Source organism: Candidatus Pseudothioglobus sp. Uisw_016 (assembly GCF_048087635.1).
Taxonomy (GTDB): Bacteria; Pseudomonadota; Gammaproteobacteria; order PS1; family Pseudothioglobaceae; genus Pseudothioglobus.
Genome location: NZ_CP159806.1, coordinates 71,160 through 93,182, shown reverse-complemented (window position 1 = coordinate 93,182; position 22,023 = coordinate 71,160). Strand labels below are relative to the sequence as shown.

Annotated in this window: 22 protein-coding genes, 1 tRNA gene and 1 pseudogene; 6 read left to right on the top strand and 18 right to left on the bottom strand. The window is 38.4% G+C overall.

All coding sequences use genetic code 11. The features are described 5' to 3' along the window. Positions 1-71 precede the first annotated feature (71 nt). From ABXT69_RS00485 to ABXT69_RS00475, 3 genes and pseudogenes are all read left to right on the top strand, one after another. Positions 72-1,232, top strand: a pseudogene (locus tag ABXT69_RS00485) (PrnB family protein); the annotation flags it as partial. Then, positions 1,230-2,375, top strand: coding sequence for an aminotransferase class V-fold PLP-dependent enzyme (locus ABXT69_RS00480; protein ID WP_416679600.1), 1,146 nt, complete (start codon positions 1,230-1,232; stop codon positions 2,373-2,375). The pseudogene ABXT69_RS00485 and the gene ABXT69_RS00480, both read left to right, overlap by 3 nt. Before the next feature lie 64 nt (positions 2,376-2,439). Further along, on the top strand, positions 2,440-2,826 hold the full coding sequence (locus ABXT69_RS00475; RefSeq protein ID WP_271556341.1) for a DUF2721 domain-containing protein: 387 nt from the start codon (positions 2,440-2,442) through the stop codon (positions 2,824-2,826). On the opposite strand, the gene ABXT69_RS00470 is transcribed toward ABXT69_RS00475, so the two are convergent. Genes ABXT69_RS00470 through ABXT69_RS00460 form a run of 3 tightly spaced genes read right to left on the bottom strand, consistent with a single transcriptional unit; the run spans position 2,823 to position 4,747 of the window. Further along, a complete protein-coding gene (locus tag ABXT69_RS00470; protein ID WP_416678189.1) occupies positions 2,823-3,131 on the bottom strand; it encodes a Dabb family protein in 309 nt (102 codons plus the stop codon). The genes ABXT69_RS00475 and ABXT69_RS00470 overlap by 4 nt on opposite strands. An 18-nt stretch (positions 3,132-3,149) precedes the next feature. Beyond that, positions 3,150-4,148: an arginase family protein gene (locus tag ABXT69_RS00465; protein ID WP_416678187.1), complete on the bottom strand. Its 999-nt coding sequence runs from the start codon at positions 4,146-4,148 to the stop codon at positions 3,150-3,152. Positions 4,149-4,177: 29 nt separating this feature from the next. Then, entirely contained in the window at positions 4,178-4,747 is a 570-nt protein-coding gene (locus ABXT69_RS00460; protein WP_416678186.1) for a hypothetical protein, read from the bottom strand. Between the two features lie 126 nt (positions 4,748-4,873). On the opposite strand from ABXT69_RS00460, the gene ABXT69_RS00455 reads away from it, so the two are divergent. Continuing rightward, positions 4,874-5,590, top strand: coding sequence for an SDR family NAD(P)-dependent oxidoreductase (locus ABXT69_RS00455; RefSeq protein WP_416678184.1), 717 nt, complete (start codon positions 4,874-4,876; stop codon positions 5,588-5,590). A gap of 134 nt (positions 5,591-5,724) precedes the next feature. Here the strand turns inward: ABXT69_RS00455 and ABXT69_RS00450 are convergent, their stop codons facing one another. From ABXT69_RS00450 to ABXT69_RS00435, 4 genes are all read right to left on the bottom strand, one after another. Beyond that, positions 5,725-6,720: a hypothetical protein gene (locus ABXT69_RS00450; RefSeq protein WP_416678181.1), complete on the bottom strand. Its 996-nt coding sequence runs from the start codon at positions 6,718-6,720 to the stop codon at positions 5,725-5,727. Positions 6,721-6,785: 65 nt separating this feature from the next. Then, the gene (locus ABXT69_RS00445; protein WP_416678179.1) at positions 6,786-7,640 is read right to left on the bottom strand and encodes a hypothetical protein; all 855 of its coding nucleotides are present in this window, start codon (positions 7,638-7,640) and stop codon (positions 6,786-6,788) included. 85 nt (positions 7,641-7,725) lie between these two features. Beyond that, positions 7,726-8,595 (bottom strand): inverse autotransporter beta domain-containing protein, encoded by an 870-nt coding sequence (locus tag ABXT69_RS00440; RefSeq protein WP_416679597.1) that lies wholly within the window; start codon positions 8,593-8,595, stop codon positions 7,726-7,728. Positions 8,596-8,808: 213 nt separating this feature from the next. Further along, a complete protein-coding gene (locus ABXT69_RS00435; protein WP_416678177.1) occupies positions 8,809-9,816 on the bottom strand; it encodes an Ldh family oxidoreductase in 1,008 nt (335 codons plus the stop codon). A gap of 310 nt (positions 9,817-10,126) precedes the next feature. On the opposite strand from ABXT69_RS00435, the gene ABXT69_RS00430 reads away from it, so the two are divergent. After that, on the top strand, positions 10,127-10,900 hold the full coding sequence (locus tag ABXT69_RS00430; RefSeq protein WP_416678174.1) for a nitrilase-related carbon-nitrogen hydrolase: 774 nt from the start codon (positions 10,127-10,129) through the stop codon (positions 10,898-10,900). Positions 10,901-10,906: 6 nt separating this feature from the next. On the opposite strand, the gene ABXT69_RS00425 is transcribed toward ABXT69_RS00430, so the two are convergent. The 10 genes from ABXT69_RS00425 to ABXT69_RS00380 all read right to left on the bottom strand — a co-directional run bounded on the left by ABXT69_RS00425 (position 10,907) and on the right by ABXT69_RS00380 (position 18,746). Beyond that, positions 10,907-11,599, bottom strand: a complete 693-nt coding sequence (locus ABXT69_RS00425; RefSeq protein WP_416678173.1) for a glutathione S-transferase — start codon at positions 11,597-11,599, stop codon at positions 10,907-10,909. 29 nt (positions 11,600-11,628) lie between these two features. Next, positions 11,629-12,261 carry an MORN repeat-containing protein gene (locus ABXT69_RS00420; protein WP_416678171.1) on the bottom strand — a complete coding sequence of 211 codons (633 nt, stop codon included), beginning with the start codon at positions 12,259-12,261 and terminating at the stop codon, positions 11,629-11,631. Then, positions 12,254-12,448, bottom strand: a complete 195-nt coding sequence (locus ABXT69_RS00415) for a hypothetical protein (RefSeq protein WP_271541654.1) — start codon at positions 12,446-12,448, stop codon at positions 12,254-12,256. Before ABXT69_RS00415 ends, ABXT69_RS00420 begins: the two co-directional genes overlap by 8 nt. An 8-nt stretch (positions 12,449-12,456) precedes the next feature. Then, complete coding sequence (locus tag ABXT69_RS00410) at positions 12,457-13,548, bottom strand: NADH:flavin oxidoreductase (protein WP_416678170.1); 1,092 nt, start codon at positions 13,546-13,548, stop codon at positions 12,457-12,459. Between the two features lie 93 nt (positions 13,549-13,641). Beyond that, a complete protein-coding gene (locus tag ABXT69_RS00405) occupies positions 13,642-14,769 on the bottom strand; it encodes an alpha/beta hydrolase family protein (protein ID WP_416678169.1) in 1,128 nt (375 codons plus the stop codon). A gap of 23 nt (positions 14,770-14,792) precedes the next feature. Then, positions 14,793-15,572 carry a co-chaperone DjlA gene (djlA, locus tag ABXT69_RS00400; RefSeq protein WP_416678167.1) on the bottom strand — a complete coding sequence of 260 codons (780 nt, stop codon included), beginning with the start codon at positions 15,570-15,572 and terminating at the stop codon, positions 14,793-14,795. Between the two features lie 13 nt (positions 15,573-15,585). Further along, a complete protein-coding gene (locus tag ABXT69_RS00395) occupies positions 15,586-15,894 on the bottom strand; it encodes a hypothetical protein (RefSeq protein ID WP_416678165.1) in 309 nt (102 codons plus the stop codon). A 148-nt stretch (positions 15,895-16,042) separates the two neighbouring features. Then, positions 16,043-16,723 (bottom strand): FkbM family methyltransferase, encoded by a 681-nt coding sequence (locus ABXT69_RS00390; protein WP_416678164.1) that lies wholly within the window; start codon positions 16,721-16,723, stop codon positions 16,043-16,045. Between the two features lie 281 nt (positions 16,724-17,004). Next, the gene (locus ABXT69_RS00385; protein WP_416678163.1) at positions 17,005-18,321 is read right to left on the bottom strand and encodes an ImmA/IrrE family metallo-endopeptidase; all 1,317 of its coding nucleotides are present in this window, start codon (positions 18,319-18,321) and stop codon (positions 17,005-17,007) included. Positions 18,322-18,669: 348 nt separating this feature from the next. Further along, positions 18,670-18,746 (bottom strand) — tRNA-Met (locus ABXT69_RS00380). Positions 18,747-18,888: 142 nt separating this feature from the next. Here ABXT69_RS00380 and coaE point away from each other — a divergent pair. Continuing rightward, entirely contained in the window at positions 18,889-19,503 is a 615-nt protein-coding gene (coaE, locus tag ABXT69_RS00375) for a dephospho-CoA kinase (protein WP_416678162.1), read from the top strand. Positions 19,504-19,530: 27 nt separating this feature from the next. On the opposite strand, the gene ABXT69_RS00370 is transcribed toward coaE, so the two are convergent. Continuing rightward, a complete protein-coding gene (locus ABXT69_RS00370) occupies positions 19,531-21,912 on the bottom strand; it encodes an ABC transporter permease (RefSeq protein ID WP_416678161.1) in 2,382 nt (793 codons plus the stop codon). Between the last annotated feature and the right edge of the window lie 111 nt (positions 21,913-22,023).

Genomic DNA, 22,023 nt, shown 5'->3' with positions numbered 1-22,023 from the left:
TTAGTTAATTTTAGTGATTAAAACTTGATAAATAATGATATTATGACTTTTTTATGTAAATAATCTTAGAAATGACTCCAAACTCGCAGACCTTTGATTACTGGATTAGAAATCGCTTTGTTGAATTAAATTCAGAGCTTGAAGTTCTTTACTCAAATCAAAGTGAACGCACTAATGTTGATTCTGTTGGTGACGATTTAAAGCAAGCTCTTGAGGATGAAGGCAGGGAGATAATTAAAACGCTTTTATCCGAGGGAAATACTGATGAAGGCTTTGATAATGCATTCGATTTATTAGGCAATGTTGGCCTCTATATGGCGGCATGTCGAAGACATGAAATCACCGACCCTGCGAAACAATCCACCTCACCACTGAAAGAGGCCTCAGGACTTGCTATGAATATAGGCGCCTCAATTGGTGTTACTCCTCGCTTTGCTACTGCGCACCTTTCAACACATAATAAGGCAGTTGATGGAGTCTATAAAAGCTTTACAAACCTGCCTGCTGAAAAATTATTTCTCGATTACAACACTAAAGCAATTCTTGCCTATAAAAGGGCCGCTGACGCGTTACTCAAACTTCACCCACTAGGCATTTCGCATCCGATGTGTCCTGAACTATTAGTAGTCGTTAAAGAGGCGCTTAAAGAAGTCATTGAATCTAATGCTGCATTATTTAATAAGCTTAGTGTTGATGACTTCTTTTACTGTGTTCGCCCCTACTACAAGCCCTATCATGTTGGATTTCAGGTCTATCGAGGAGCAAATGCAGGTGACTTTGCAGGAATAAATGTCATTGATATTTTGCTTGGACTTTGCTTTGCTAATGAGCCCGCATATTCACAAATGCTCGTTGATAAATTTCTATATATGGTCCCAGAAGATCAAAGTATTCTCAGAGACTGCATGAGAAGAACCAGCATTATGGATGATTTTCTAAGTACTGAAGTTTCTAGTAAAGACTGGTATAAAAATAACCTCACTCTGTTTCTTGAAATTTGTAAGCTTCATGGTGACGCTGCTACTCAGCACCATAATCAGCTAGTTGAGAAATACATTGCGCAGCCCTCAACAAACCTTAAAGAATCTCAGCTTAGTAATATTACCGCGAGCGGTCCGCCATTAAAAGTTTTACTGGACTCACTTGAAAAATTAAGGGATCGAAGGGCAGCTGCTGATCGCAGTGATATACGAACGCGCTTTGATGATATTGCGCTCCTCAAAAAGCGCTTGTCAACTAATGGCAAAGTAAATAAGAATAACTTTAAAGAGGATTTTATTTTAACGAAAGCAAATTATCTCCTTAATCACTCTGTTGGAAGGCCATTAAAAACCTCTGAAAAAAACTTTTCAGAGCAGCTTTATACTCCTTGGAAAAATTCACTGAGCGAGCCTTGGGAGCAGTGGCTTGAAATTATTAATGAGTTTACGGCCTCTTTAGCGAAGCTCTTTAATGCAAAGCAATCTGAATTCTGCCCGCAAATTAATTTATCAAGTGGATTAACTAAAATACTGATGTCTTTAGATCAGGCTCAAAAGAAAAACTGCGTCATCTTGGTCAGTGAAATTGACTTTCCAGGAATGGGCTTTGCCCTTAAAAAATCACTACCTGAAGACTGTGAGATTAGATTTATTCCATCCAATATTGATATAACGAATGCAAGCGTATGGGACGAGTACCTGACTAAGGATGTTGATTTAGTTTTCGTCAGTCATGCATACTCAAATACGGGGCAGCTGTCGCCAATCTCACAGGTGCTTTCAATGGCAAGAGCTAGAAATATTATCTCTATTTTAGACATTGCTCAGTCTGTGGGTATTGTGCCGATTGACCTAAAGGCGTTAAACCCAGATTTTATGATTGGATCAAGTGTTAAGTGGTTATGCGGCGGCCCTGGGGCTGCTTATTTATGGGTTAATTCAGATTGCCTAGGTACTTGCAATCCTAAAGATGTAGGCTGGTTTAGCCATGAGAATCCATTTGAGTTTGATATTCATAATTTTCGCTACCATGACAGTGCACTTAAATTTTGGGGAGGCACTCCATCAATTGCGCCATACGCCATAGCTACTCATAGCATCAATTACTTTACAAAGATTGGATTAAAAAATATAAGAAAACACAACCAGCTCTTAATAGAAAAGACTGCAAATGCGCTTGATTTAGAATTCGTCTCACCCAGGGAAGAGGCGATTAGAGGGGGCACAATGATATTGGACTTTGGGGCTAACCAACAGAAAATATTAAAGAGCTTTAAAGAACATAATATTAGCGTTGATCTTAGAAGCCATGGAATCCGAATATCGCCTCACATCTATAATGATGAGGAAGATATCAATCAACTATTAAGCGTTATAAAGTCAACCAAACTATAAAACTAATCTTACTAAATCAGGATTTAAGTACATTATGGTAGATTACTAACTAAAATAGGGCGTTATGGATATGACAACACCCGCACTACTTTTCCCTGCAATTTCTTTACTCTTTGTAGCCTATACAAATCGCCTTCATTCCCTAAGTGTCCTCATCAGGGCAATGACAACTGAGGGTAGTGATGAGTCCAAGACTAAACACACAGATGAGCAGCTAGACATTCTCAAGAAACGCGTTACTTATATTAAAAGGATGCAGGTCTTTGGAATTGTAAGTTTCATTTTCAATCTAATGACGATTATTAGTTTTTATATTGAGCAAATTTCTCTTGCGTATTATATTTTTGGCTTTGGGCTTTTAATGCTGTCAGCATCATTAATTTTTGCGTTGCTGGAAACATTAATCTCTACTAAGGCGCTGGATATTCACCTTGAAAATTATAAGGGTTAGGTTTCTATATCAAAAACAATAATCCCTTGGTGTCCACCTTTACACATCGAAACTAGTTTACTTCCAAGAAGGACATGCTCTGGATGCTCGTTATATTCAAGCAATGCCTGGTGATTCTCAAAGCTTGCTATAAAGCCAGAATTAAAGTCGGCTGATTTTTGCTCAAAATCTAGATTATTTCCATATTCAAAATCATTTAAACCTTCAATCTGATTCTTGAGATTTGAAAGGCCCTCAAAAATATCAAATTGCTCAGACTCACTTGTTTCAGATTTAAAATTAAGAAATACGCAGTGCTTTATCATTAGCTACATAAAAATAAGTTACGGTTTTTTGCCAATATTATCAGCAATTAGGCACACTATTTCAAACATGATCGCGTTGGCAACATGCGCTGTGATTTGGTTCGGCGAGTCAACTGTTGGCATGAGGCAGACCACGTCACCACCAATGACATTCTTACCACGAAGACCTTGCAGCATTTGAAGCACGTCCGGCATTTTAAAGCCTTCAATTGCTGGCTCAAGATTTGAAACACCTGGCGCCACAGTGACGTCCAAACAGTCTAGGTCAAAGGTCACATAAATAGGTGAATCCCCAACACGCTCCTGAATCATCTCAATACATTTTTCAACGCCGTACTCGTCATACTGGTCTTTAGTGATAATCTCATAGCCCAGCTCGTAACTAGAATTAAGCCAGTCTAGGGTTCTAGTATTACCCCTTATTCCAACCTGAATACTTTTTGAAGCGTCTACAAAGCCATCTCTAACTAGGTAGCTCGCCCAATGAGCCGCTGATTTAACTGCGCCCAAGAAGTGATCAAGCTGATGGAACGCATCAGTATGGGCATCAAAGTGAACAAGCACCGCTTTCTTACCGCCTGTTAATTTCGATTTTGGACCTGCAATTGCCTGAAGGATTCCGCCAGTAATCGAGTGATCACCGCCAATTGAAACTGGCCTAACACCCGACTTGGCAATAATGTCATAAAACTCGGTAATGTGCTCAATGCACTTCTCATTGTTATTAGCCTCGGGCAGGGGAACGTCACCAAAATCTCTAATTTCGCACATCTCCCAAGGGGAAATACCAAACTTAAGGTGTCCACGTCTGCCCTGCGCAGAAATATTTCTGACTGCCCTCGGGCCCAAATGTTGATCACGCTGAGTAGTCCCGTTTCCAGTGCTATGAGGAACGCCAACGAGTGCAATATCGCAGCCTTCCGTCTCAGGATTATGAGGACATCTAAAGAGCGTTGGCACGCCCCACCAATAGAGGCCATTCATCATCGCAGCGTTATCTCTAGTTTTCTTATCCATTGTTTTAGTACCTATAGTTGGAAAAACATCTACTCAAACTTCTCACTTACTTTACTTAGAATAGCTTCTTTATAGGGCACCTTTAACTCCTGTGAAGCCCATGATGCAAAGCCTAAATCAACCTGCTGCCCCCATGTTTCGATAGGGTTTTTAAAGGTTGTAATAGAAGACTCTGTCGGCGCAGATAAAAAGAGCGCCATCTCCTCAGCATCTGACTCTTCAGTTTGATTTTCTGGAGAAACATACTCACTGATATTAATAAAGTTGGCAATGTCTGTCATCCAATAAATACAGTGACGGTACTCTACTGCAAGATTAGCGCCCTTTATATACTCTTGAGAGAGCGTAGTTATGGCCTCTGTTTGAGCTGCAACGATTTGGCCGTTAGTCATCTCCATGTCCGTTCCATCAATGGCGTTGTAGGCATAAATTCTATTCATTATTTCTTCACCTGCAGTGAGGCCCGCCATCTCTGCTCTAGTAAGCTGAATATAAATAAGCGCTGAGCACCTTATTGCCTCTTCTGAAACTTTTGTGTCGGCATACGATGGGCTCATAAAGCCGATGGATAGTAATAAGATAGTAAATAGTTTTTTCATAAATAAAAGCAAATTAATTTGAAGAATTAATAAAGTATAAACAAAATAGTTATCCAAATAATATCTTTAGTGATTAATAGTTGCTAAAATAATGAGCTTGTCTTTTCACTCATTTAAAAAACTTATATGTCAAATAAATATCTAATTTTTGGGGCTACCGGATCTATTGGATCAAGCCTTGCCGAGCAGCTTACAAACTCAGATCATGAAGTGCATTTAATTGCCAGAAATGAGGATGAATTAAAACCATTATCAGAAAAACTTAGCTGCACTTATTCTGTTGCTGACGTGTTAGAAGAAAACTTTATAGACAAGGTTAAAGCAGATACCTCAGACTTTGATGTCAAGGGCGTCGCATACTGCGTCGGATCAATTGATCTAAAGCCACTTAAAAGAGTGAGCGAAAGTGACTTACATAACTGCATGAAGTTAAACCTCTACTCGGCAATTGAGTCGATTAAAGGTTTTCAAGAAGAGTTAAAGAAAAATAATGGGTCAATCGTTTTATTCTCGTCCGTTGCCGCCCAAAAAGGCTTTACCAACCATACAATTATTGCAACTGCCAAAGCAGCGATTGAGGGCCTAACAGTAACGCTTGCCGCAGAGTTTGCGCCAAGTATTCGCGTTAACTGTATTGCGCCGAGCCTAACCAGTTCAAAAATTTCTCAGTCAATGCTTAAGAGTCCTGTTGTTGCTGAAGCTCTAGCTAAAGCGCATCCGCTTAAAAGACTTGGTGAAGGGGAAGACTCAGCAGCGCTTGCTAAATTTCTTCTGAGCGATGAGAGCTCTTGGGTGACAGGGCAAATAATTGGTGTTGATGGCGGAAGGTCGGCCCTAAGCTAACTCAGCTGCCATAAAAAAATGAGCTAGTTAGTTTTAACGCTAATGCGCTAAATGATTCAAGAAGAATTATAAATCATTGATGTTAATGGCGACTGGTTTTAACTGCCTTAGTCAAAACCAGACCATAAATAAATTTACCCTTCAATTTCCAACATGATTCTTGGAGCGCCCGAATCCATATATAAAATATCGTTGTTGTCGCCACCATCCCACTCCACAGAGTTTGCATCGGTTGCCTTGATACTCATGCTAAAAGATGAGTCTTCAGTAACAATAAGGGAAGTCGAAAGTGCTGTCGTCCATGCAATTTTTGCAGCCGTTTGACAGGTTGTCGCAAAGACATCCGCAGCTGTCAGCAGGGAAACTGATGGTATTCCTCGCCCTGATCCGACTCCTTCAAGTTCAAAAGTAGATTTATCTCCATTAGCTGCAAGAGCGGCATCGCAATAACCTTCTGAAAACCGAGGAATTATCTCGTAATTAAATAACGCGGTACCTGCAGCAGCGCCACAGTCGATTGTGACATTGTCGCTACTTGCTAAAGTTGCTCCATGAACGGTTGCAACGCTTTCGCCGCCGTCAGTTTGTGACGCAGACCCTCTTGGGCCATGACCACTTGACCAACAATAAATACCATCACCAGCGTTACCAGCAGGATCTTCTCCCGTAGTTGAAGCTTGCATTGTTCCAGACCACTTCATACCCAGCTTGTTACTAAGCGATACGTAGCTAAAGGGATAGATACCAGGCTCAACTGCAAACTCAGGAATGGCGAGAGACTCAACAACACCTTTTTCGATGTCATGTTCGATTCCTGCAGGCACCTCAAAAAGCATCGCGCAGCTCGACAAATCACCTAAAGATGGGTCTGCCTTGCAGATTCCGTATTTATAAAAAACCAATTTATATTCAATCGGGGTAACCAAACAAGATCTTTTTTGGTCTCCAGCAGCAACCTCTTCATCTGCAACCGTATCCGTCACTGGATTCTCACCATTACCTGAGTAGTCAGTTTCAATAACCCCAGCACTGCTTTCCACACAAGCCGCATTTGCACTTGTTGTAAAAAAAGCTGAGACTAAAAACAGTCCAAGCAGGATTGTTAATTTATTTAAGTTTAATGTTTTCATATTAGTATTCCCTTACTGTTAATGTGCCAGATTTCTTCTTAACGATTCGATTCTATAAAAATTAATCAGTTTACATATAAATTTAACTGAATTGGATCTGCTCCAGTTTTAATAAACTCGTTATCATCACTACCACTAAAGTCCATAGAAACTGCGCCTTGTGTGCGCATCTTGAGCTCAAACGTACTGTCCTCTGTAACGACATGAGGAGTTGTAAGTAGTGTGGTCCAAAGAATTTTGTGTGAATTTGCACATTCTGTTGCAAATGCGTTAGCAGTATCGAGAAGTGCAATTGTAGCAGAGCCATTACCACCTGGTACAGCTCCAAAGTTCTCAGTATCACCGTTAGCCCCAAAACCATTATCACACTCTGCCTCAGTCAAAATATTTATAATTTCATACGTAAATACAGGTGCTGAATCAGACTCATCACCACAAGTAGCCATTGCAATACCGTCATCTATGGTTGTTACGCCATGTGCGGAAGACGTAAATGCTTCATTTGTGTATGCCGTTGTTCCAGCATTAGATGTCCAGCAAAATTTACCTTCCCCATCTCCAGCACCACCAGTATTGGAGCTTGTTTCCCATGCATGCTTAATACCCAGCCTACTTCCAATGACAGCTACCATATAGGGGTAGGTTCCAGGATCAATTGAAAATTCTGGGATATCTAATACCTGAGAGGCAGGATATTCAATGTCTATCGTTTTTCCAGCTGCTGAATTAATAATATACTGACAAGAGCTCAAATCATTTGTCTTTGTGTCAGTAGTGCAAATTGCAAGCTTATAAAATACTATTCTATAGGTATCTGGTGTGTCGCCACATTGATCTGTCGCTGTTGTTGGGGCTCCACTATCCTTAACAGGAGTTTCACCAGACACAGTAGTTATAACATCACCTACTTTTATACACATTGCATTTGCACTTGTTGTAAAAAAAGTTGAAACTAAAAACAGCCCAATTAATAGTGATAATTTATTTAAGTTTAATGTTTTGATATTAGTACCCACTCACTGTTAGAACGCCAGATTTTTTCTTAACGATTCGATTCTCACGTTTGACTAGGTCATAGCGCTGATCGCCAAGCTTCTTAAGTTCGTAAGCCGAGCTTGCAAGTTCAAATAGTTTTGGTTTTGTGTTCTCCACGCCAAAGCCCCACGTGTAATTTAGATTAATGCTACTCGTATCTTTAGTAGCGGCCAGCTTATAGTCATGATGCTCATAGCTTACCGATACGTTGTCAGAGAGGTAACCGCCGAGCGTGTACTTCCTGCTCTTCTTATCTTTCATACCGTCAATACCTTTCCACTGCACTGCGTTCATTCCAAACATCATGCCTGGAAAGTAAGGAAGCGCAACCTTGAAGCCCATGTCTCTGCCGTCAAGTGCTTTGGAGTTAACGCCGCTCTTGTCTTTAATGTAGCCTGTTGTGCCATTGTATGAGTTCACCCTTGCCTCAAAGATCGAGCTAATGAGCTCGAAGCCAATACCGTTACGTTTGTGATCGTTCGGGAACTCGTGATCGTAAAATGCGTTAACGCCGGTCATCCATGTCTCGTCAGCGTTGAGTCTTCTATAGCCTAGACCAAGGTTTAAAGTCGTTCTCTTATCAAAACGATTGAGGTTGATCTGGTTAAAGATGAATGAGTTTGGGTTGTCGCCATAAGCCCTAAGGACGCCAATGTCAACCGATGAGTCACCCTCTTTTAGGTTGGTGCTAACCTCAACGGTATTAAAGTTAGGGCTCAGCAGTGCGCCAATACCCGTTGAGATAAACGAGCCAGTCGAACTGGTCATTCTGCTCATCAGCGAAGACTTGATCTGCTCTGAGTCATCCGCGCTGACGCTCAGGGAAAAACCGAGTGACATTGTGATAGCTGCGCTGAGGATAATATTTCTTAACATTGACCTATGAACTCGCATAATTTTCCTTTGGAAATAAAAATACAACATTATATAGGGATATGAAATAAAAAAAAGGCCTAATATGAGCTATAAATTCTTAAAATAAGAATAAAAATGAAATATATCAGAACATAATTACATACGTCAGCAAAAAAAATACTACTTTAAAGAAAATACCTAACTTAGAAGCATAATTTTTTCATAAAGACCTTTGGAGATTGTTATCGTTTTTGATTTCTCACGTACCTTTCTTTTTTCAAGTCGCTTATCACCGGGAAGTCTTGTCGATGGCTGCTCAAGAATCGCGCCCACTATGGTTTCAGTTCTCTCAGCAAAACTATCTCCTGCAAAAAAACTAGGATCAATTGCAATAATTAGCTGACCAACGCCTGGTGAACCTCCTTCAGCATCAAGAAATGAACTCGCCTCAAAGCCAAAGTTTGAACCGGTAAGCCCAGCTGCAAGGACTTCCACCATTAATGCTAGAGCACTCCCCTTGGCATCTCCAATTGGAAGCATTGCCCCCTCAAGGGCTTTTTTAGCATCGGTTGTTGGCCTTCCTTCCTTATCTATCGCCCAACCCTCTGGAATTTTTTCATTGAGTTGATTGGCCACCATCACTTTTCCGCGTGCCACCTTACTTAAGCTCATATCAATGACTAATGGAGCTGCTGTTTCTCTTGGCGAGGCAAATGCAATCGGATTGGTTCCAAATAAAGGTTTAGAACCTCCCCATGGCGGAATCGCTTTAGGGGTATTACCAAACATCAATCCAATCAAGCCGTCTTCAGCAAGTCTTTCAACATGCCTGCCAGCCTGGCCAAAATGATGCGAGTGAGAAATGCTTGCAGCGGCAATACCAAAGCTTTTACAGGTCTTTTTTATTTCACTAAGGGCTAATGAGATTGCTGGAAAAGCAAAGCCATGATTGGCATCAACCCGAATGACGCTCCCCTTTGAACTTAGGAGTGAGGGAGATACATTACCAGCGACCTTGCCAGACAATACCTGTTCAACGTAAGAAGGTATACGCGATAGGCCGTGACCAATCTGTCCATCAAACTCAGCGTTGATTAATGCATCAGCAACTTCTCTTGCATTATCATCAGAAGTCTGGTTATTTATTAAGGCATTAAATGCCAAATCCCAGGCCTCTTTCTCGCTTATCTGTAATGTTTTTATCATCGAAAGTCTCTATAAATTTGCAAATTAAATTATAGTTACCTTAAGGTTATATAGTGCAATCATTTCTGATGATAAGTTTCTCATTAAAAACAAGAATTAGTTTTTACCTCAGTATCTTTTGGATACTGTTTTCGTTTTTCATTGCGACAACATACTCAAAACTAAATAATCAAATATTCATCAGTTGGTTTGATCTTTATAACGTTTATTGGCATATATTCTATATCGTTGTCTCCCCTGTATGGATTTACTGGATTGTTATAAAGCCCTATAATTGGATTAAGAAAATTCGTAAAGCGCGAGAGAGAAAATGAAAATTAATGCAGGCATATTTCAATACGAAATGCGCGATGAAACTCCTTTAAGAAGAGTTCAAAGGCTAGAGGAAAAATTACAGAAAACTGGTGGGCTAGACTTAATCGTTTGCCCTGAACTGTTTCTTTCCGGCTACGGGAGCTTTGATAAAATCAAAGAGTATTGTGAGCAGAGTGATGGTGAGTTCGCAAACAAAATAAGCGCTCTTGCAAAAAAATACTCAACCGCCATTCTTTATGGATATCCAGAAATGGCTAAAAACAGTCTGTTTAACTCGGCTCAGTATTTTGATACTAAGGGCACGTCTCTTGCAAACCATCGCAAACAAATACTGCCGCCCACCGCCAACGAGTCAAAGATATTTAAACCAGGCAGCAAGAGCTCAATCATTATGATCAATGGAATAAAGTCTGCGATCGTCATTTGTTATGAGCTAGAGTTTCCAGAAATCATTCGTAAATTAGCCCTACAAGGCGTTGAATTGATTATCGCTCCAACAGGTCAGTCATCTCATTGGCCAGCTGCAGCTCTTTATAATTGCAGAACTAGGGCATTTGAAAATGGAATATATGTTATTTATGCCAACTCTACTGGAAACTTACATGGCATCAATTTTATGGGTGAGAGCAAAATTATTAGCCCAGATGGTCTTGATGTTGTTAACGCTGGAACAGCTGAAAAAGTCATCACAGGAGAGATCAACACCAATGAAATCTCATCAGTACAGAATAAACTTCCCTACCTTGATGACTCAAAAATGCTCAATTAGCTCTCTTTATATGCTATCTGGAACGCCAAAGCTATACTCATCATCTCGAACCTTATCGTGGTCATAGGTCTTAATTTTCCACGCTCTGACGCGCGGATTTTTATTAATCTCGTTGTATAATCCCACCAAACCATCAAATGGGCGAATAACCTCTGCTGAGATATCATCAATAACGCCCGAAGCGATCCATCCCAAAAGACTCCAAACTGCAAGATCGGCAATAGTCATACTGTCTCCAACAAACCAGCCTGAGTGATTGGTATCTAAAATATCCTGCAAATAACCAAAGTATGTTGGCAGCTCATTAGAGGTTAGCTCTTTTCGCATTGCCTTCTTTTTTAATGGATCACTTTCTTTCATTGAGGGGCTTAAAAGTGCATTAATATTTTCAACAGCAATAACGATTTGATCAACCTTTCCCGCCTCAATAATATCCTCTGGATACATTCCGCCAAGCTTGCCGCATATTCTTGCGATTGCCATTGTCTGGGCAACACTCTCACCATTGATAGATAGAACGGGCAGTTCACTGAACGGGATTATTGTACCGTCCTCCATTTTCCCATTCTCTTTGGCATAATCCCACTCATCATCACTAGGCCTGAAGTCTTTAAAGTCTATATTTGCGATGAATAGAGGTAGTCTTGATATCTCAGCACGCCAAAAAGGTAAATCAAAATATATAATTTTTAAGTCCACTAGTTCATCTCCAAATTATCCTAAAAGTTCTAATTATAGTTAATAAAAACATTATCCTTAAACTCTCCTTTCAAGCGCCTACCATCATTTGAATAAATCATAATTCCCTGGCCATTTCGCTCGTCATCTAACCACTCTCCTTCATAGCTACTGCCCTCTTCATATTTCCCTCTATCTTGATAGGTCATGATGCCATAACCATTGCGCATATTATTTTTGAAGTCGCCCTCATAGCTACGGCCATCTGGATAGGTCATGATGCCAAAGCCATTGCGCATATTATTTTTGTAGTCGCCCTCATATCTTTGGCCATCTGAGTATGTCATAATGCCTTTACCGTGAATAGCTCCATCTTTAAAATTTCCCTCATAGGTTTGGCCGTCTAGATGTCTAAATAAACCATTACCATTGGGCTTATTACCCTTAAAACTTCCAAAATATTTTGAACCATCTATGGCGTCATAAACCCCCATCCCAGACATACAGGTTGCTTTAGTCAATTCAATTAAGCATTCATCAACTTGTCCTTTATAAATACTTCCATCCGAAAAATCAATCCTGACAACCCCTTCTAATCCCTCAAGGAATAAATCATTTTTGTCTGCATAGGCTTGACCTGCAAGAATAAAAATAATTAGAGGTAGTATATTGATCTTAGCCACAAGCCCCACCAAAACGACTTCGAATGATAATTTCTTTAGCTACAGGAGAGCTGACGTTAAATTTCCGAGCAAGATAATCAATGCTTTTATGTTGATAGGTATAGAGCATTACCATCATATAAATTTCATCATCGGTAACTGCTGGACCATTATTAGAATGCTTAAATGATTTTTGCCCTCTTGCCATGTGATTAGTTACTCTGCGTTTTTGCTTAGCTCTGAGGTGAATCCCCATTTGCTTATGTAGTTGATAAATTTGTCTGAAAGCCCTTCCTGCAACAAGTAATCTCTAGTAACGGGAATCTCTATAGGTGAAAACCGTGGGTTATCTTCATATAATTTTGGAAAATCATGGTGCAACATTCCCGCCCTCCCAAGCATGATCCAGTCCACGCCTTGAGACATAACTCGCTCTGCATCTTTAGGAGTTCTTATACTTCCAGCAACTCCAAGTCGTGTATTTCCTCTTTCAAGTTCGGTGAAGTAAGAGAGGAGACTCTTGCCTTTAAACTCCTCTTCTTCAGGCTCTTTAAAGACGTCCCAAAGAGACATATCTATAAAATCAATCTTGCCTGAAGTCATAAGCTCTTGAGCAATAATAATAACCTCTGCTAATTTCATATCAAACCTTTCAGGTGAAAGTCTAACGCCAATCATAAAATTTTTGTTGCACTCTTTTCTTATGCCGTCAATGATTTCATAAAGCAGCCTGCAACGATTATTTAGGCTTTGTCCATAAGTATCCTCTCTCTGATTGATTTCTGGGCTTAAGAATTGCGCAAGGATATATCCATGTGCTGCATGAAGCTCAACCCCATCAAACCCTGATGCTTCTGAGCGAATGGCTGCTTCGATAAAGTCATCCCTTAGTGCTTTGACTTCTTTAGTAGTAAGAGCCCTAGCTTTAAATTTTTCATTATCAGAAGGACAAACGGGCATTTGCCCTATTAACTCTTTTGGTGACCTCATCCCCGCATGGTGAAGCTGACAAATAGCGACGCTTCCATTCATTTTTATTGTGGATGCTAATCTCTTTAACCCTTCTAGATGATCATCAGAAAAGACACCTAATTGACCTGGAAAACCCTTTCCCTCGGGCTGCACGTGAGCAGCGCAGGTCATGGTTAAACCAAAGCCGCCCTCTGCACGCATTGTAAGCCACTTGAACTCTTCATCTGAAAGCACCCCGTCTTCATGGCTTTGAGTATTTGTTAAGGGAGCGAGCATAAAGCGATTCTTAATTCTTGTCCCTTGAGGGAAAGTTAAAGGCGTTAAGAGTTTATTCATATTTTTCTACTTAGCATTCTCATCAAAGGAACAATTCTATTTATACTAAGATTTTATTTCATTTTGTTATTACGAGAACTGTTATCCACTTATCTAAATTTTTGATTCATAATTTAGGTGGTTATCGAAAAAGCCAACAATCTCATCCTCAAGTTTTTGAGCTAATTCATTAGCAGGAATTTCACCAGACAAGCCAAGTATTTGCATATAAGGCGAAAAAAGAGGCGCATCAGAGTAATCAAAATGCTCTGTTCCTTTCAAAAATAAAGTTGACTGGCTTGAACTACTATCAAGAAACTTATTAAGCTGCTGGTAGTTAAGCGGATCAGGCCATGACTCCCTGCCAATATAATAAAAAGGCTTATCAGAGCCGCTATCAATAATATCAAGTGGCACCGGTATCATCCACCCATCAAGCGCTATTGCGGCGTCAATACGCTCGTCTTGCATGCTGGCAATTAGACTTGTCGCTCCTCCATAAGAATGTCCAAAAACACCAATATGTTCCATATCAATGACGGACCAAACTTCGTCCCCTTTATGCTTTTTGATGCCAATAGTATCAATCATAAAGCGAATATCACTCACTCGTGTACGAAGTTGTGGATTACGTAACTCCCAAAACTCCTCTTCACTTAATTCACCTTCATATCCAGACCTAAAATCTGCAATGGTTCCGTCCTTAAAAAGCGTAAGACTTGCATCATATGCATGGTCTACAGAAGCAACAATATAGCCCCTACTCGCTAGTGCCTCGAACTGCGCTGTATTTTGAAAACGCATTCCCCAAATGCCGTGCGAAAAAAGAACCAAAGGGGCCTCTTCTATCTGTTTATTCACAGAAGCATCAAGGACTGAATGTGTACCTATGTTTCGTAAATGATTAAAAAGAAATTGGGGAATCTCCAGAATACCACTTAAAGCTGGTAACCACTTATCTGCTGATACCAAGTATGGAACTGGATCTGTATTTGTATCTTCGCTTGGGTACCAAATTTGAACAACAATGCGTCGTTTGTCATCTTTTTCTTCTGTAAACCACTCGTCACGCGAGACATCAGTCCATTCAAATATTCTTGTTCCAACATCATAAATGCCTGATGGCGTTGGCAGATCTGATAATGGTATTAACTTTGGAATAATTACTCTGTGACCTAGTGCGGCGATTATTGTTAACACAATAAATCCACCCACTAAAAACTTGACTGATTTTTTTATCATTTAATACGAGTGGTGTAACTTAATTAGCGCATGCCACGGTCCTTTTTAATGAACTCATAAGCACTAATGATTTCTTGAGTTTTATCATTTGCTAATTTTATCATTTCATCTGGCAATCCTTTAGCAACTAATTTATCTGGATGGTGCTGAGCTAATAATCTGCGGTAGGCTCGCTTAAGCTCTTTGTCAGTAAGGCTTTTATCAGCACCTAGTATGACATATGCATCATCGATTGTTAGTTTTCTAGATTTACCACTCCCAGCAGAAAACTGCTGAATAAGTTGCTCTAATTCATGAATAGGGAAGCGCAGTTTTTGAACAATATATTTAAGAGCGTCATACTCTTTATCATCAAACACACCATCTGCATATGTAGCTTGAATTTGAATCTCTAAAAACATCCGGACTAGGTGGGTACGCCTATGAGATTCGGTGCGAAACTGCTCAAGCACTTCGTCTAGGTTAAAATCTTTTTGTTTACCTTGATTAAAGAGCTCTTTTGCAGCTTTTTGCATATCTTCAGATAACTGCATGTGCTGCATAACTTGCTGAGCTAGAAGAATTTCAGACTTTGAGACTTTACCATCTACTTTGGCAATGTAGCCCATAACTGAAAATACACTACTAAAAAATGCTGCTTGAACGCGTTGCTGATCACCGGGCCGATAATCTGATGCAGATCCACGGAAATTAGACTTGCCTTTTGAAAGGTTACCCGCAAATGCAACACCAAGCATTGCACCAAGTGGGCCACCAATCATATAGCCTAGCGCCCCGCCTAAAACTGATGTCCACCAACTCATAGTCGAGGTTTCATCATAAAGTTATCTTATAGGTGAATCTGAAACGTAAACCACTATTCGTCTTTACTTTTGCAGAAGGCTTAGGTGAAGGAAAAACAGTTCCATTTTCACTAATATAGGTGGCTTGACTTGTTAACTCAATAACCTCAGAATCGTTAAAGCATACAGCTTTTCTGATATATATCTCTTCTGAAATATGCTCAGGAATAGAAGCAGCATCCATCCATCTACAGAGATCTTCATTAGTCCAATCATCTAAATAATTAGCATATGAAAGACTTGCAAAACTAATTAGGAATAAAAATAAATATTTTTTTATCATTATGCTGATTATAAATAATAGGTGAAAGGGTAGGTGTAGATTAGGAGTTTTTTAAATAAAGATTGTTTTAATAAGCAATCTCCATTAATACATTTACTCGATAGAACCTCAAAATTCGAGGTCAGAGCCTAATCGAGTTTATCCAAATTTAAACACGCTCCCACCATAAATGTCTTCCAACAGATTTTCTTAAATAAAAACCATTATTTAATAATAATTTCGATGACTTTTTTTGTTCTTCTTCGTCATGAAGTTCAATCACAACATGTTTTGTGACTTTTAGTATCTCTAGTCCACCTTCAAGAGCATGTGCACCTGCGCCCTCTATATCTAATTTCAATAAATCAATTTTTTTTAATGATGCTCCAACTAATAAATCATCCAATTTTTTTGAATGCACTATTCTCAAATCTATGCCTTCGCTTACATCAAATACATTAGTCTCACCTAACAAAGGGTCTTCAACATCGATATTAAAAGTTGCATCCCCATGCTCCCATAATGCAGCAACATGGTATTGATATCTTTCAGGATCAATATTAGCATCTAATAGAGAATTAATAGTAAATTTGTGAGCCTCATCAATCATATCAATACCAATAACTCGAAGATTATTATTAGCAAGACCATTTAACCACCAACGGACTGTAATTCCAATATTCACACCACAATCTACTACTACTGGATTTTTTTCTTGTGACAAATAGGTCTCAACAATATCATCTCTAAGCTGTCCAACAGCAAAATTATCATGAATATTAATTATTTCATGATAAGTTTTGATTTTTCCAAATATTGGAAGACTAACTGGTCGGGGATTTTTTTTCAATCGCCTACAGTGATTTAGATATATTGCTTTATATCCAAGAAGGTTAAATAATCGACTAGAAAACATATTTTAGTATATGTAAAAAAATTATCATACAGCCTAATATATATCTCAAATAAATGCAAATTCTTTCTGATGTAGGCGGAGGGTAATATTAATAGTTAGATGAGTTCAATGAGCCTCCCCCACTAGGTATCAAAGTCAGTATATATATGCAAGGTATAGTAGATTAGTTCATGGTACCAATAATCTTTTGTGGACACTGATACTTATTTAGAGCCTTATTTCGATGGTTTCAAATGACCATCCCAAACTACCTCACCTGAACGACCATAAAGTTCACAGGTTCCAACAATATTATTTTCTTCCTGCCATTTTGTACACTCATTAAATGCGTCTTCTTTAGTTCTCCCAACACCGTGTTCACAGCGACCATCTTCTCCCACAACTGCAAAAAAATAACCACTAGAATTATGCTCCATATAACCCTTCCAATTTGCTGCAATATGTCCCTGACATAGTTCTTTGACGTTTGTGTTGTAATCAACTGTTGGGAATGATTCATTCGTAGTTGCTTTTGAAGCATCATAATCTAATAAAATTTCTGGTGAAAATTCATATTCTTCATTGTTCCAATTACTTAATACAAATTTCATTTCATCGCTATTTTTGTCAAATTTTAACTCTCTCGCACAATCATGAAATAAACTACCATCCATAATTTCACTTTCATTTATTAACCCTCTTTCTATCATCAACAAAAGTATTGCTGCGCCAACGACGTCCTCTGCATCACCTAAAACCATTTTGTTTTCATAGATTGGTCGAAGAATTAAATCTTTAAAGTCAGCTTTTGGGAATGGGAGTAAGCGTTCAGCAAAGTATCTAGCTCCACCTTCAATCATCCAGCTACTGTTGCTATTCTTTTTATCTCTCCTGTTTCTGCACTCACCTGTATTTGCTAAGTCATGCTGAAAAGCATGATAGAGCTCGTGTTGAAGAAAACCTTGGATATCAATAAAAACAGCATCTTGGCCATTTGGGTTACTTCTCATCTCCTCAGGAAGGGCCATTACGATTAGTCGTTTATTAGTGCAAAGAGTCCATTGGGATGACCAGTCTAATCCTTTATCTAAGCCCACTTTAATGTCATTCATAAGGCCATAATCAGCGCCACCAGAACAGCCTGAATTTATAAACCAGTCTTCAATTAACTTTTTACTTTCATTGATTTCTTTTGGAGACATTAATACTTGGTGAAGACGAAAGCTTCCATATAAATTTTTAACTGGGTTAATTACTTGCCCAACATCATACAAAAGAACCAATATATCTGACTCACGTGAAGCCATTTTAGAACTAGCAGAATCAGCCCACTCCTGTAAAGTTTTTGTTGGAAAGCTTGATTTGTTGACAATAGTTATGTCGTAGTTTTGATTAGCCGATGAACTGTTTTGAGTATTATTGTTACACTCAAATACAAAATAAGTACCGTCCGCAGATATACTCTTAACTGGTTCACTGCCATCAGGACAGCCTGCTGCGAAACCTTGAATTGAGAAAAAGAATAATGTTAGAAGTAGTAATAGTTTTTTCATGGAGGCTATTATAGACTGGTGAAACCAAAGACCAAACTTCGTTTCATCTGTGAGGGAGGTATTATATGTATGTAGCCATTAGTGACAGGGGGTCCCCCGTACCGTTCAAAGTCAGTATATATATGCGAGGGATAGTAGATTTTTAATAGTATTTATCTAAACCACTGGTTGTATGCTCTCTAAACCACTGGTTAAGGCGTATTAATTATAAAACAATTAGTAAATATATAATTATTAGCAACTAAGAAGGGCGATGAAATAAGGGTTGAAATCTGTTCTATTGTGTACCCAATGTGTACCCAAACATTATTTTGATTTAAGTGAAATGGCTGAAAGCCTTATTATATATGGTGGTTATGGGTGGACTTGAACCACCGACCCCAGCATTATGAATGCTGTGCTCTAACCAGCTGAGCTACATAACCAAAAAGAGCGCCTATTATCGAAATTTTTCTTGAAAAAGTCAAGCTAAACCAGCAAATAAGCACCGTATTATTATCATTCTTCCAGTATCAGCTAGAATTCAATATAAAATTTAGTTACTTTCATGCACTTAACTTAATTTTAATGGAAAAGAAAGTTCTTAAAATTGCCCTTACAGGTGGAATAGCTTCAGGAAAAACTCTAGTAAGTGACTTATTAGAAATTCATGGTTGTTATATCATTGACCTAGACATTATTTCTCGGGAAGTTGTGTTACCAGGATCAGATGGCCTAAAAGAACTCATAGAGGCTTTTGGAAAGTCAATACTTCTATCTGATGGGACACTTGATCGTAAAAATCTTCGTGATGAGCTCTTTAAGAAAGGAAGAAATAGAGCGCAAATTGAGCAGATACTTCATCCAAAGATACTTCAAAAAATGAAATCTTCAATGGATAATTGTAGAGGAGGGATTATGATAGTAGTAATACCTCTCCTAGTAGAAAAAGAACTATGGGGGCCATTCGATAGAGCTATAGTTGTAGATTGTGAAACTGAAACGCAGTTGATACGACTAATGTCTAGAGACAGTATTGATAAAGAAAAAGCAAAAATAATGCTACTTTCTCAATCAAGTCGAGAAAAACGCCTTCAATTAAATAATTATATTCCTACTGATGTTATTGAAAATAACTCAAAAATAAGTGAGCTAAAGGACAAAGTAAACACCCTTAATCAAAGACTACTTGCTTTTCTTTAGTACTTAAATTAGTTCTAGCTCTAACAATTACTCATTACGAATAAGTGGATATACTTTGGGGCTAAAGATACTTTTATTTGCCATCAAAATAAGTACAAAAGATACTGTTGCAGTTGTCAATAAAATCCAAAGCGTCAGCCCTAAATCAAATTTCCAAGTTAGCTGAAGGGTATTCTCAACAACAAGATATGACCCCAAGACAGCAACTGATAGTGCAAAGAAAATCAAGGTGAAGTATATAACAGCAAACTCTATCGTCATTGCTTTAAGTATCGTTGGAAAATCCACACCTAATATTTTGTAGATCAAATTATTGTATCTTCTAAATGTAGTTTGAACCATGACTGCACTGACAATTACAATCAAACCAATCACAATAACAATTAAAGATATTCCAGTTACGGCTATAAATATTTTATTTAATACGCCGCTAATTTGGGACAAAATCCTATCAACTTTTATAGCTGATACGTTAGGAAACCTCTCGACAACAAGGGCCAGAATATCATTAGAGGATAAGTCTGACTTAAGCGTTCCAATATATTCATAAGGGAGCTTTTTAGCAAAAGCTTTATTAATAATAATTGCAAAGTTAACAGAAATATCCCGGTAATCAACCTCTCTAAAATTCTTTAAAGTTCCAGTGACATCCCTACCCAGTATATTCAATGTAATCTTGTCATTTATCTTCATGCCTAGGTCATAAGCAGCTCTACTGTCCATGGAAATGAACATCTCATTTTCATTACCAGGCTCCCACCATTCACCCTCGATAATTGGGTTATCTGGCTTTGGTTTTTCTGCCCATGAGATCCGCCTATCGCCCCTAACAACCCATGCAGATCTATTGTTTTCTGAAACAATCTCTTCTATAGGCGTTCCATTTAGGGAGATAAATGAAGCACTCGCCATTGGACTAAATTCAAGAGCTACATTGGGATCCATATTTTTAATAAAAGACTCTAAGTCACTTTTAATATCTCTATCGATGCTCACAAAAAATAAATCTGGTGCCATCGATGGAATGCTATCTGATATTTCTTTTTTTAAATTATTGGCTACAAAACTCAAAGTGAGCAGGAGCGTTAAACCTATACCTAAAGATATTGTCATAATAGGTGCAAGTGATTTTTTTGCAACAATATTCCTATACGCAATCCTATAGCCATTATTAGAAAATTTATGAAACCTTCTAAGAAAGAAAATTAACAGTTTAGAAACGCCATAAAATATAAGCATCGTAATAAAAAATGCTAAAAAGTATAGGACTGTGTAATATTTTTGCTCAGTCTGAAGAACAAAATAAGTAGTCAAAATTGTAACCAGAATCGCCAGTAAAATAATATTTTTTAAAGAGAAGTTTAGACTTACTGGCTGAAAAGTATTACGAAACAAAGCAACTGCTTTGATCTCACTAATCGAATATAGCGATGGTATTGAAAAAATCAAAACAACTAATAAGCCAATGAAAAAAATATTTAGATAGCCTATTAAGCTGACAGTTGGCTGAAGATCAATGCCTAAAGACTTTGGTAGAAATTCATTCGCCAACAAAGGGCTAAAAACCCCAAATAAATAGGCAATAATTGATGTGACTATTAATATTAGAATAATTTCATAAAAGTACATGAGTTGAATAAAATTCGAAGAAAAACCGATCGATTTTTTAACCGCAATACTAGTATTTCTTTGGTTAACGAAAGAAAGTAAGGTGTTACTGATTCCAATGCCTGCAATTATCATTGCGCTTACTGACACTAAATTTAAAAAGTTAGAAAAGTTATCAATTATCCTATTTAAACTTCGCCCACTATCTCCTGGTAGTCTAGTTTCAATACTATCATCATAGGCAATAATTGATTTAGCCAATCGAGTTTGTTCTCCCTCTTCATTAGAATTACTAAACTTCAGCCGGTACTCATGATCAAGAAAACTTCCAGCTGAGCTCAGTCCAAATTGATCATAACTCGACTTACTAATTATTGCAAATTCACCAAAAACAGCTCGCTCTGCAAGATCTGGAACGGATAAAACCAAGCCGCCCACGTTAAAACTTTTCCCCATAATCACAACATCATCCCCAATCTCAACTTGGAGTAAGTTTTGAATGCTCTCATTAATTAGAACAGTTGGCTTTTCTGTATTTAAAAATATTTTTTCAGCGGCGCCCTGAGGCATTGTAATAATCTCGCCATAAAGTGGGTAGTTATCATCTACTGCCCTTAGCTCAGAAAACACAGGCGACTGACCTTTTTTTGAAACCATGGTTGCAAGCTCAATTGTTGAACTAACTTTACCTAAATCCTTTAACTCTTCAAGCACTAAACTAGGTAACGGGTCAATACCACTGGTAATTTGAATGTCACCACCTAATAACTCTTTAGAGTTTGCTTCAATTTCATTATTCAAAGCCTCCTTGATGGAGAAAGTAAGAGAAAGCAAGAGTAAACTAATAAAAAGTGTGCTCGTGACAACCCATAATTTTTTATAGCTTCTAGAAAAATCTCTTATTGCATACTT

Excerpts from the sequence above, each read along its gene's own strand:
- ABXT69_RS00475 (WP_271556341.1), top strand. The coding sequence starts at position 2,440 with ATGGATATGACAACACCCGCACTACTTTTCCCTGCAATTTCTTTACTC.
- ABXT69_RS00470 (WP_416678189.1), bottom strand. The coding sequence starts at position 3,131 with ATGATAAAGCACTGCGTATTTCTTAATTTTAAATCTGAAACAAGTGAG.
- ABXT69_RS00465 (WP_416678187.1), bottom strand. The coding sequence starts at position 4,148 with ATGGATAAGAAAACTAGAGATAACGCTGCGATGATGAATGGCCTCTAT.
- ABXT69_RS00460 (WP_416678186.1), bottom strand. The coding sequence starts at position 4,747 with ATGAAAAAACTATTTACTATCTTATTACTATCCATCGGCTTTATGAGC.
- ABXT69_RS00455 (WP_416678184.1), top strand. The coding sequence starts at position 4,874 with ATGTCAAATAAATATCTAATTTTTGGGGCTACCGGATCTATTGGATCA.
- ABXT69_RS00450 (WP_416678181.1), bottom strand. The coding sequence starts at position 6,720 with ATGAAAACATTAAACTTAAATAAATTAACAATCCTGCTTGGACTGTTT.
- ABXT69_RS00445 (WP_416678179.1), bottom strand. The coding sequence starts at position 7,640 with ATGTGTATAAAAGTAGGTGATGTTATAACTACTGTGTCTGGTGAAACT.
- ABXT69_RS00440 (WP_416679597.1), bottom strand. The coding sequence starts at position 8,595 with ATGTCACTCGGTTTTTCCCTGAGCGTCAGCGCGGATGACTCAGAGCAG.
- ABXT69_RS00435 (WP_416678177.1), bottom strand. The coding sequence starts at position 9,816 with ATGATAAAAACATTACAGATAAGCGAGAAAGAGGCCTGGGATTTGGCA.
- ABXT69_RS00430 (WP_416678174.1), top strand. The coding sequence starts at position 10,127 with ATGAAAATTAATGCAGGCATATTTCAATACGAAATGCGCGATGAAACT.
- ABXT69_RS00415 (WP_271541654.1), bottom strand. The coding sequence starts at position 12,448 with ATGGCAAGAGGGCAAAAATCATTTAAGCATTCTAATAATGGTCCAGCA.
- ABXT69_RS00410 (WP_416678170.1), bottom strand. The coding sequence starts at position 13,548 with ATGAATAAACTCTTAACGCCTTTAACTTTCCCTCAAGGGACAAGAATT.
- ABXT69_RS00405 (WP_416678169.1), bottom strand. The coding sequence starts at position 14,769 with ATGATAAAAAAATCAGTCAAGTTTTTAGTGGGTGGATTTATTGTGTTA.
- djlA (WP_416678167.1), bottom strand. The coding sequence starts at position 15,572 with ATGAGTTGGTGGACATCAGTTTTAGGCGGGGCGCTAGGCTATATGATT.
- ABXT69_RS00395 (WP_416678165.1), bottom strand. The coding sequence starts at position 15,894 with ATGATAAAAAAATATTTATTTTTATTCCTAATTAGTTTTGCAAGTCTT.
- ABXT69_RS00385 (WP_416678163.1), bottom strand. The coding sequence starts at position 18,321 with ATGAAAAAACTATTACTACTTCTAACATTATTCTTTTTCTCAATTCAA.
- coaE (WP_416678162.1), top strand. The coding sequence starts at position 18,889 with ATGGAAAAGAAAGTTCTTAAAATTGCCCTTACAGGTGGAATAGCTTCA.